10 protein-coding genes are annotated in these 10562 nt (G+C 69.6%); 5 read left to right on the forward strand and 5 right to left on the reverse strand.

Features of this window, described 5'->3' with window-relative positions:
• The first annotated feature begins 252 nt into the window (after positions 1 to 252).
• Complete coding sequence (locus ACFWF2_RS13110; protein WP_379307632.1) at positions 253 to 3300, forward strand: sacsin N-terminal ATP-binding-like domain-containing protein; 3048 nt, start codon at positions 253 to 255, stop codon at positions 3298 to 3300.
• On the opposite strand, the gene ACFWF2_RS13115 is transcribed toward ACFWF2_RS13110, so the two are convergent.
• Positions 3297 to 3923, reverse strand: a complete 627-nt coding sequence (locus ACFWF2_RS13115) for a TetR/AcrR family transcriptional regulator (protein WP_379307634.1) — start codon at positions 3921 to 3923, stop codon at positions 3297 to 3299. The two genes, ACFWF2_RS13110 and ACFWF2_RS13115, sit on opposite strands and share 4 nt — an antisense overlap.
• 119 nt (positions 3924 to 4042) lie before the next feature.
• On the opposite strand from ACFWF2_RS13115, the gene ACFWF2_RS13120 reads away from it, so the two are divergent.
• Positions 4043 to 6082 carry a neutral/alkaline ceramidase gene (locus ACFWF2_RS13120; protein WP_379307636.1) on the forward strand — a complete coding sequence of 680 codons (2040 nt, stop codon included), beginning with the start codon at positions 4043 to 4045 and terminating at the stop codon, positions 6080 to 6082.
• Here ACFWF2_RS13120 and ACFWF2_RS13125 read toward each other — a convergent pair.
• Positions 6079 to 6339, reverse strand: coding sequence for a DUF2530 domain-containing protein (locus tag ACFWF2_RS13125; protein ID WP_379307638.1), 261 nt, complete (start codon positions 6337 to 6339; stop codon positions 6079 to 6081). The two genes, ACFWF2_RS13120 and ACFWF2_RS13125, sit on opposite strands and share 4 nt — an antisense overlap.
• Positions 6340 to 6401: 62 nt before the next feature.
• Between ACFWF2_RS13125 and ACFWF2_RS13130 the strand changes: the two genes are divergently transcribed.
• Positions 6402 to 6839, forward strand: coding sequence for a MarR family winged helix-turn-helix transcriptional regulator (locus tag ACFWF2_RS13130; protein WP_379307640.1), 438 nt, complete (start codon positions 6402 to 6404; stop codon positions 6837 to 6839).
• On the opposite strand, the gene ACFWF2_RS13135 is transcribed toward ACFWF2_RS13130, so the two are convergent.
• Entirely contained in the window at positions 6840 to 7241 is a 402-nt protein-coding gene (locus ACFWF2_RS13135; RefSeq protein WP_379307642.1) for a YccF domain-containing protein, read from the reverse strand.
• A 25-nt stretch (positions 7242 to 7266) separates the two neighbouring features.
• On the opposite strand from ACFWF2_RS13135, the gene ACFWF2_RS13140 reads away from it, so the two are divergent.
• Positions 7267 to 8070, forward strand: coding sequence for an RNA methyltransferase (locus ACFWF2_RS13140; RefSeq protein ID WP_189030214.1), 804 nt, complete (start codon positions 7267 to 7269; stop codon positions 8068 to 8070).
• Positions 8067 to 8369 (forward strand): DUF2537 domain-containing protein, encoded by a 303-nt coding sequence (locus ACFWF2_RS13145; RefSeq protein ID WP_379307644.1) that lies wholly within the window; start codon positions 8067 to 8069, stop codon positions 8367 to 8369. The genes ACFWF2_RS13140 and ACFWF2_RS13145 overlap by 4 nt, the downstream gene beginning before the upstream one ends.
• A gap of 6 nt (positions 8370 to 8375) precedes the next feature.
• Here the strand turns inward: ACFWF2_RS13145 and ACFWF2_RS13150 are convergent, their stop codons facing one another.
• Both ACFWF2_RS13150 and sepH read right to left on the reverse strand, forming a co-directional pair.
• Positions 8376 to 9113 carry a DUF6928 family protein gene (locus tag ACFWF2_RS13150; protein WP_379307646.1) on the reverse strand — a complete coding sequence of 246 codons (738 nt, stop codon included), beginning with the start codon at positions 9111 to 9113 and terminating at the stop codon, positions 8376 to 8378.
• Between the two features lie 162 nt (positions 9114 to 9275).
• Positions 9276 to 10283 (reverse strand): septation protein SepH, encoded by a 1008-nt coding sequence (gene sepH / locus ACFWF2_RS13155; protein ID WP_379307648.1) that lies wholly within the window; start codon positions 10281 to 10283, stop codon positions 9276 to 9278.
• Positions 10284 to 10562: the final 279 nt, after the last annotated feature.

Raw genomic sequence — 10562 nt, forward strand, 5'->3', positions numbered from 1 at the left:
GCTCGCTTCGGACACCGACGTTGTCGCTGATACGGCTGCTGAGGCGACTTCTGCTGGTGCCGAACAGGTTGGAGCCGATGCATCGGGCGCGGAGGCTGCGGCCGACGAACAGGAGACCGTGGCCGAACAGGGCGCGGCTGAATCTGCTTCGGGTGCTGAGGGTGCGGGCGATTCGGTGAGTGAGCACGGATCGTCGGTGGCGCGCTGAACGGTTCGGCGGACCCCTTCGGCACCGCGGAACTGCGTGCCGGAGTGCTTGCCGCCTGGCGGGATTCGCCGACTCGGCTGCGTGAGGACAGTGCGAGTGAGGCGGATCTGGTGGCCGCGGGCTACCGGGATCGGGTGCTCACCGAGCTCGCGCAGAACGCCGCCGATGCCGCGGCGAAGGCGGGGGTGGCGGGTGAGCTCACCGTGCGGGTGCTCGACGGTCGGCTGCATGTCGCCAATACCGGTGTGCCGCTGGGTGTTTCCGGTGTGCACGCGCTCACCGCGTTGCGCGCGTCGGGGAAGGCCGGTGACGAGCAGGTCGGGCGGTTCGGTGTCGGCTTCACGGCGGTGCGGTCCGTCGGCGACGAGATCGAAGTCCGCTCCACGACCGGATCGATCCGCTTCTCCCGCGTCGCGACGCTGAACTCCTTGCACGACATCGGGATCCAGATCCCCGACGACCTGGCGGCGATCGCGCCACCGGTGCTGCGCCTGGCCTGGCCGGTGCCGACCTTCCCGGTCGCCGGCGCCGACACCGAGATCGTCATCCACCTGCGCGACGACGTGGACGCTGACGCCTTGCTCGATGCGATGCGCGCGGAAGCAGTCGACCTCCTCCTGGAACTGCCTGCCCTGCGCCGCATCCGGATCGCCGACGCGGAGTTCTCCAGCACCGTCATCGACCTAGACACCGACGGTCTCACCGAGCTGGCGATCACCCAGTCCAGCGCCCCCGCCCAGTCCGGTGGTGCCGCCCACCACAGTGCCCCCGTGCGGTCCGGCGGTGCGGCGCCCGGTGGCCACGTGCAGTCGGGCGATGCGGCCCAGTCCGGTGACCACGCGCAGTCGGGCGGTGCCGCGCAGTCCGGCGGCCCCGCTCAATCCGGTAACACCACCCAGCGCTGGTGGCAGTACAGCACCCCCAGGGCTCGCTGGCTGCTGCCCCTGCGCGACGGCCGCCCTGTCGCCACCGCTCCTGATGTCCTGCGCGCACCAACCCGCTCCGACGAGGAACTATCCCTCCCCGCGATCCTGGTCGCCGACATCCCCATGCAGCCCGATCGCCGCCGCCTCCTCCCCGGCGCCCGCCTCACCGAAATCGCCACCGGCTACGCCGATTTCGCCCGCGCCCTCCCGCCCCGCGACCGCCTCGTCCTGGTCCCGGCCCCCGGATTCGCCCGCAGTGAAGCCGACGGCCTCCTCCGCGAAGCCGTCACCACCGAACTCCGCACCAACCCCTGGCTCCCCGTCTGCCCCACCTCCGGTACCGGCCGAGCCGACGTGGGTACCGATGACTTCGTGCCCGGTGCGCCGGCCGGGTCAGCGACTGCCGTAGATGTCCTCGCATTCGACGTGTCTGCCGGGTCCACCGCCGACGACGCGCACAGAACATCCGCACCCGTTACGCCTGGGCGTACCGGTGCGGACATAGCTGCCGCGCCCTGCGGCATCCCCACCCGCGCGAGCGTATTCCCCGACCTCACCCCGGAATTGGCGACACTGCTCGCCGATATCACCGGCCCCCTGGTGATCCCGGAGCTCTCCGGCCGCGCTCAGCAGGAGAAGCTGTCCGTCCTCGACGTGCACCGTCTCGGCCCCGCCGCCCTGGCCGACCTGTCGAGCGGCTTGGACCGGGAACCGCACTGGTGGCAGCGGTTCTACGCCGCGCTCGAACCGTTCGTGGTCGACACCGTGACCGCCGAGGAGTTCGGTGCGCTCGCGGTGCCGCTCGCCGACGGCAGGCTCGTCACCGGGCCGCGCACCGTCGTGCTCGACGACCAGCTCACCGTCGCCGTCCCGGTGCACTGGGCCCGCCTGGTCCACCCGGACGCCACGCACGCCCTGCTGGCCCGCCTCGGCGCCCGCAGCGCCACCGCGGAGGACCTGCTCACCGATCCGGGCCTGCACGACCTGCTCGAGCAGGACCCGGCCGACCCGGACACGGTCGACGCGGTCCTGCACCTGGCCCCGTTCGCCACACCGGAGACGCTGCCCTCCTGGCTCGGTCTGCTCGAATTGCCCGACGACACCGGCGAACTGCGTCCCGCCGACGAGCTGCTGCTCCCCGGCGCCCCGCTCGCCGCCGTCCTGGAAGCGGACTCGCCGTTCGGCACCATCGCCGACGATGTGGTCGCCGAGTACGGCGAACAGGCCCTGCGCGCGATCGGCGTCGGCTGGGGTTTCGCGGTACTCACCGACCCCGATCCGATCGGCCCCGACCACGACCTCGACGGCGAACACGACTGGTGGGACAGCCTTTCCGCGGACCCCCGCGAGCTCGCCGCCGTCCGCGACCTCGATCTGGTCGACGAAAACCGCTGGCCCACAGCGCTTCGCCACCTGCTGTCCGAACCGCGCACCCGCGCCCTGCTCGCCGACCGCGACGGCTATACCGCCTGGTGGCTGCACCGCCACGCCCACATCGACGGCATCGCCCTCGGTCGCCTGCGACACCCCGGAGACGACGAATTCGCCGGTCTGCTCCCGGCGTTCGAGGTCGACGGCATCGAAGGACCGGATCTGGACGTCCTGCGCCCGATCCTGGTCCGCCCGGACGTGATGTCGGCCGAACTGGCCGAAGAACTCCTCGACGCCCTCGCCGACCCGTCGAAAACCCCGGCGCCCGAAGTCATCGCCCACACCCACGCCCGCCTGGCCGCCGCCGTCGAGTCCGGCGCGCTCGATCCGCGCGAACTGGATCTCCCCGAGCAGGTTCGCGCACTGTCGGGCGCGGTCGTCGACGCGGGCACCGCCATGGTGCTCGACCAGCCCTGCTTCGGCCTGGTGGTCCCGCCGGAGCGGCTGGTCGCCGGCGACACCGCCCATGCGGGCGCACTGGCGTCCCTGCTCGATCTGCCGCTGGTCTCCGAGGAAGTCAGCGCCGAGGTGCTCGGCACCGGCAGGCGAACCACCTGGGCCGCCGACCCGCTGGGCGTGGTGCTGCGGCAGCTGTGGTCACCGGCGGACACGAGCGGCGCGCTGGTCCTGCACGACACCCTCGAGGTGTACCTGCGCGGCGCGCTGTCGGGCACCGTGCGGGTGCCGTGGTGGCTCACCGACGACGCCGTGCACGTCCAGGTGCCGCGCGGTTAGCGCGCGTGCGCGGTGACCATCTCGGCGAGCAGATCGAGCTGGGTCTGCACGGATTCGCTGTCGTCGTCGACCAGCCAGCGCAGCACGATGCCGTCGATGACGTTGAGGATGAACCGGCTGAGCTCCGTGATGGGAGTGTTCCAGGTGGTCTCGGTGGCTTCCCTGCAGTGGTCCATCACGTCGGCGACGGTGCTGTCGTTGAACGCGTACTGCTCGCGGGCGATCGCGATCTTGGCCGGTGTCGTCTCACCCTCGCGCAGCGAGTAGGTGGTCGTTTCGTAGGTGAGCAGCTGACGTTCCGGGGTGGCCTCGATGTTGCGCCACATCAGTTCCAGCGCGCCGCGCACCAATTTGTGAAGCGCTTCTTTTCCTGTTCCGGCATCCGCCCAGATCGAATCATCCGCATCGACGGAATCGCGCAATTCCATGGACAACGCTTTGACCAGCTCGGTCATCAGCGCATCCTTGTTTTCGAAACAGTAATGCACCACACCAAGCGAAACGCCTGCCGCTTGGGCGACATCGCGGGTGGTCACGCCCGCGACGCCCTTTTTCTCGGCGAGACCGATCGCTGCCTCGATCAGGTGGGCTCGTCGTTCTTCGACGCTCAATCGGGAGGACACCCGTGCGAGTTAAGCGCTCGCGTGGCAAACAGTCAATTCGCCGGTCCGCGAGAAAGTACTGGACATATGACCAGTTGGTGTGGTTGTCTCCGAAACGGAAGTTGCGAAGGAGTCGCCTGATGTCCGTGTCCCGCCGTACCGTCCTCACCGCTTCGGCGCTGGGTATGGCCGCCGTTCCCCTCGTCGCCACGGGAACGCCCGCCGCGCACGCGAATTTGAAACCGGACGGATTCGAATTCGGTCTCGGTATCGCCGATCTCACCGGACCCGCCGCGGAATGCGGCATGATGGGCTACTCGCAACTCGATCAGGCCACCGCCGGAATTCATCTGCGCCCGCGGGCGCGCGCGTTCGTGATCGGTGCGGGCGGAAATCGGATCGCCTACGTCGCGGTGGAGAACGGCGCGGTGTTCGGGTCGGTCCATCGCGGTGTGCTGTTCGCGCTCGCGCAGCGATTCGGCGATCGCTATACCGAGCGAAATGTCGTGCTCACCTCCACCCACACCCATTCCAGCTGTGGTGGTTCCGCGCACGACTACGCCTACACGCTGGCGACGCTCGGATTTCAGCAGCAGGTGTACGACGCCGAGGTGAACGGCATCGTCGAAGCGATCGCCGCGGCCGACGCCGACTTCGGTCCCGGCGCGATCGCGCTGGGCCGCACCGAATTGCACGATGCCAGCGTGAACCGGTCCCGCGTCGCCTTCGAGCGCAATCCCGAGGCCGACCGCGCGGTGTTCCCCGGCGCCGTCGACCCGGCGGTGACCACGCTGGTCTTCACCAGGGCGGGCCGCGAGGTCGGCGCGCTCACCTGGTTTGCCACCCACAACACCTCGATGACCAACGCGAACCGCCTGATCAGCTCGGACAACAAGGGTTACGCCAGCTTCGCCGCCGAGCACATCGAACACGGCGTGCGCCATCTCGACGGACCGGCGTCCTATATCGCCGCGTTCGCGCAGACCAATGCCGGTGACATGTCGCCCAATCTCAACCTCGCCCCGGGTGACGGGCCGACCACCGACGAGTTCGAGAACACCAGAATCCTCGGCGAACGCCAGTACGCGGCATCGAAAAAAGCGGCGGCGCAGGCTGTTTCGATGTCGGGCTCAGTGGACTCGCTGCTGTGCTACATCGACCTGGCCGACGTCACCGTCGACGGCCGCTTCACTCCCGACGGCGCACCGCGACGCACCTCGCCCGCCGCCGCCGGCGTCTCGCTGATCGCGGGCAGCGTCGAGGACGGTCCCGGCCTGCCCGGCGGGCCGATTCCCGAGGGCGTACGCAATCCGCTGGTGGACTTCCTCGGCGGGATCGACCAGCCACACCCGGCCTGGCTCGCGGATGCCCAGGCGCCCAAGGCGATCGCGGTGCCGCTGGGTCTGCTCCCGCCGGTGCCATGGGTGCCGAATGTGGTGCCGATCCAGCTGATCCGGATCGGCGGGCTGTATCTGGCCGCCGCCGGCGCGGAATTCACCATCGTCGCCGGCCTGCGGGTGCGGCGGGCGGTGGCGGCGGCGCTGGGCGTCGACCCGGAACAGGTGCTGCTACAGGGCTACGCGAACTCCTACCACGAATACGTCACCACGCCCGAGGAGTACGACGCGCAGCAGTACGAGGGCGCCTCGACGCTGTTCGGGCGCTACACGCTTGGCGCGTACCTCCAGGAATTCACCCGGCTGGCCGCGGTGTTCGTGGCGGGCGGGGCGATCGGCCGCGGTCCGGCGCCGCGCGATGTCTCGGCACTGCAACCGAACTTCGCCTCGACCCCCGGCCCGGACGCGACACCACAGGGTCGCGCTTTCGGCGACGTTCTCGTGCAGCCGCCCGCGCAGTGTCCGCGCGGGGAGCGGGTCGCGGTCGAGTTCGTCTCGGCCCATCCCAAACACAATCCGCGCCGTGGCGACACGTTCCTGGTGGTGCAGCGCCGCACGGGCGCGGGCGACTGGGTACGGGTGGCCAACGAGGGGGAGTGGGACGTGCGATTCCACTGGCGCAAGGAAGGCGACGCGATCTCGATCGCCAGATTCAGCTGGGACATCCCCGCGTCGGCCACGCCGGGGGCGCACCGGTTCGTGCACTACGCCGACGCGCTCGGCGCCGACGGGGCGCTGCGTCCGGTCACCGGGACGAGCGCCGAATTCGAGGTGATCGGTTAGTCGGTCCGCAGCCCCACCTGGGCGCCCTTGTCGCCGCGCCGGGCGGACCGGCGTTGCGCGAGGAAGATCGACAGGCCGAGCACGCCGACCGCAAGGCCCATCAGGCATACTGGCCTGGCCTCTGACCAGGCCGGATTCAGCCACACCAGCGCCGCGGCCACGAGCCAGGCGACAAAACCGGCGACGACGACCGGCCGCGGATCTACCAGACGTCGGGGCAGCGCGGGCATCTCGGAACTGACGTGGCCGATATCCATACCCAAACAGTAGCCGCGTGAAACCCGTCAGGGGGCGCGGCCGTACCGTAGAGTTCTGCACTGTGACAACGCCATCGGACGTCCGTGCCCTGGCCGGTGATCTCTCACTGGCCGTCGTACGGCTCACGCGACACCTGCGCGGCCGCCGTGCCGACGCGCAGATTTCGCTCACCCAGCTGTCGGCTCTGGCGACGCTGGCGCGTGATGGCGCGATGACGCCGGGGGTGCTGGCAGGCAAGGAGCGGGTGCAGCCGCCGTCGATGACGCGCGTTATCGCCTCGCTGTCGGACCTGGATCTGGTGCAGCGCCGCCCGCACCCGACCGACGGCAGGCAGATCATCGTGTCGCTGTCACCGGCCGGGCGCGCGCTCGTCGCCGACGAGACGCATGCCCGCGAGGCGTGGATGACCGATCAGCTCTCGCGCCTGCGGCCCGAGCAGATCGAGATCCTGGACCGGGCCGTCGAGATCATGAACCAGATCGTCGCCGAATCCGAGTGATCAGCTCGCGGCGCGCGCGTCGTCGGCGTCGACGACCTCGTGGCCGAGCGGGAACAGCGACAGCGGCACCAGCTTGAGGTTCGCCCAGGCGAACGGCAGCCCGATGATCGTGATCGCCAGCGCGATGCTGGTGGCGATATGGCCGAGCGCCAGCCACCAGCCCGCGAAGATGAACCAGATCACGTTGCCGATCAGCGAGCCGGCGCCCGCGCTCGGTTTGCCGACCACCGTGCGGCCGAACGGCCAGAATACGTACCCGGCGAGCCGCAACGAGGCGATGCCGAACGGAATGGTGATGATGAGAATGAAGCAGATCAGTGCCGCGAGCAGATAGCCGAGGGCCATCCAGAAGCCGCACAGCACCACCCACAGGATGTTCAAGATCAACTGCACGATCTTCATGCTTCCATCATGCCAGGATTGTCCAGTGGCCGAAGTGATCGACATCGACGACCCCGCCGACCCCAGGGTCGACGACTTCCGTGACCTGTCCTCCGCCGACCGCAGGCCGGACCTGCCGGGGCGAAAAGGCCTGGTCATCGCCGAGGGCGTGGTCGTCGTGCAGCGGATGCTCGGCTCCCGGTTCACCCCGAGCGCCCTGCTCGGTGTCGGGAAACGCTACGAGCCGCTGGCCGGGGACCTGGCAGGCCGCGACATCCCGTACTACCGGGCCAGCGCCGAGGTGATGGCCGAGGTGGTCGGCTTCCATCTCAACCGCGGTGTCCTGGCCGTTGCGCCGCGCCCGGCCGAGCTGACGCCCGCGGAGGTGCTCGACGGCGCCCGCACGGTCGCGGTGCTCGAAGGCGTCAACGACCACGAGAACCTTGGCTCGATGTTCCGCAATGCCGCCGGCCTCGGCGCGGACGCGGTGCTGTTCGGCGACCGGTGCGCCGATCCGCTCTACCGGCGCGCGGTGCGGGTCTCGATGGGGCACGTGCTGCGGGTGCCGTTCGCGCAGCTGCCGTCGTGGCCGGGCGGCCTCGACCTGTTGCGCGAGCGTGGTTTCCAGATCATCGCGCTGACCCCGGATCCCGCGGCGGTGAATCTGGCGACGGCGATGACGGGCAAGCGGGTCGCGCTGCTGCTCGGCGCGGAGGGGCCAGGACTCACCGAGGAGGCCATGCGCGCCACCGATGTGCGCGCCAGGATCCCGATGTCGCCCGGCACCGATTCGCTCAATGTGGCGACCGCGGCGGCGATGGCGTTCTACGAGCGGGTGCGGACATCGTGAAGCAGGAGCCGGACGGTCCCTATCGCGCCCAACCGGATTCGGTGCCATGGGTCGCGGGCTGCACTGTCGTCGTGCTTGTCGCGGTGCTCGGCGCGGTCGCGGTCTACGCGTTCGGCGCCGCGCTGGCCGCGGTGCATCCATTACTGGCCGTCGCGGTGAATCTGGTCGCCGCGATCGGGGTGGCGCCGACGGCGTGGCGCTGGCGGTTCACCCCGGTGGTGCGGTGGGTGCTGGCGGGCGCCGCGATCGGCGTGCTGGCCGGCTGGCTGGCGGTGATCGTCGAGGAGCTCGGCGGCTGAGTCGCGTCACAGCACCCGGTCGGTGCGGTGCAGCCAGCCGAACAGGCCCCGCTTGCGCCGGGTGGCCGCGCCCGGCCTTGCCCCTTGCGCGGGCCGGGGCTGTGGTGCCTGGCCTTTCGGATAGAGCGTGAACCCGCAGACCGCCAGGTCGCCAGGGACGAGGCCGCCCAGTTCGGTGGGCGTGCGGTAGTGGAAGCCGAGCCATTCGGCATTGGCCGCGTCGGCGAAGTCGGGCGGATCGAACGGCAGCGACTGCGGTCCCGGATGCGTGCCGTCCCACCACCGCACGGGATGCTCACCCGCCCAGAACGGCCGCTCCCACACCATCGGCAGCCCTTCGTTCTCCAGGATGTCGACCCGGGTGGAACTGAACGAGCGCCGGAATTCGCCCCGCTCCCAATGCGCGAACGCACCCCAGTGCAGCGTCGCGTCGAACGACACCAGATAGGTCTGCTCGGACGCGAGCGGCCGCACCAGCAGATCCGGCAATTTCGTCGGCCGCACGAGTGCCGCCTCGGCCGTGCACACGACGGTCAGCCCCGGATAGCACCCGATGTACACCTCGTCCCGATCCGGCGCGGCACACCCGTTGAGCGTCCCGATCATGATCGGCAGCACATCGTGCTCGGCGTACAACTGCCCGGCGAGCGCCGCGGCGGCGGCAGGATCAGGTTCGGGGTGCTCCCGCAACACACCCACCGGATCCGGAGTGTCGACATACCAGAGAGTGGAAGCAGATATCACCTGGCCACCACCTCCCACCTCTACCGAATCACCAGCTCTGGCAAGAACATGGGTAACTCACCGGGAACGGGCTAACTCGACCTCGCCGACAACCACCGGCCGCCAACGCACCTCAACCCCGCACTCGAGCCTGGCCAAAATACGCGGGGAGGCGGGACAGCTCTAGTGCCCGGAGCTGCGGACGCCCAGTAAGACGTCTTCCCAGGACGGCATCGGCGCCTTGCCGCGCTTGGCCCGTGCGGGCTTCGCGGCAGGCTTCTCCGCCGCCGGTTCCGTCGCCGCGGGCTCCTTGTCCTGCTGCTGTGCCGCAGGCTGACTCGGCGCCGCCGGAACGGCCGGAATCGCCGCGGCGGGCACCGGTGCGGCCGGAATCGCCGCGGCCGGAATCGCCGCGGCCCCACCACCGGCCGCGACCGCGCGCTGCTCGTAGTACTCGTCCAGCGTCGGCTGGGCGGGACGGCTCGCCGGACGCGCGGTCGGGGCGACCTGCTCGCGCGGACGCGGCTCCACCGGGGTCGGCGGTTCGACGACCGGTGCGGCCTGCTCCACCGGGGTGGGCAGGATGGTGGCGAGCCCGCGCAGCGCGCGACCGAAATCGGGATCGATCAGGTCGTTGGCCGGGTCGTCGAGCGGGGACACCGAGCCGCCGTGCGCGTCCGGCTGGTAGCGCCAGTGCGCCGCGATCTCGGAGTGACCGTGGCGCCACTGCAATTGGGCGACCCAGAAACCCTTTTCGTCTTTCCAGGCATCCCATTCGGCCTGTTCGATGGTGTGGCCGCGCTCGGCGAAGGCCGCGGTGACGATCTCGTGCAGCGTTTCCACCGCGGGTCCGTCGGGGCGCACCGGATGCGCTTTCTGCGCCAGTTCGGCGGCGCGTGCGCGTTCCAGCAACACCGGGTAGGCGAAACGTTCGACTTTGGTGGCCGGCATCCCGGACTCCGCCGTGACCTGCTCGACGGACGCTCCGGCTCGAATACGGGCCTGGATATCGCGAGGACGCATAGATGCTTCCGTTTCGATCTCGATCTGGCCGAATCGTGCGAGGTCGCCGCGCGCCGCCGCGCGGAGCTTGTCGTCGGCGGGCAACCGGAACTTGGTGCCGGACTCGGTGTCACTGCACACGATGTGCGTGGAGTCGGGCGTCACCCCGATCACTCGAAGTTCACGCACCGTTACCTCCCTATCGCGTCGGCTACGACACCGCCCACTTTCCTAGACAGTAGTGCACATTACTTGCCCGCCGCAGCAGACACGCACGACCGAAATCGCGCACCGGGACGCCAGGTCCCGCTAATCTGATCGGCTCACCACACGAATCCTGGTCGTGTGCAGGGATTTTGGTGATGGATCAACATCAATTGCCGCCCAGCGAACCGCTGCTGGAATGCAAATGTTGCGAACCCGTGGAGAACCTACGCAAAGGGCCGGTGCCCGATGAACCGAAAAGGG

Origin of the sequence: Nocardia sp. NPDC060259 (assembly GCF_042728775.1) — a bacterium.
Classification (GTDB): Bacteria; Actinomycetota; Actinomycetes; order Mycobacteriales; family Mycobacteriaceae; genus Nocardia.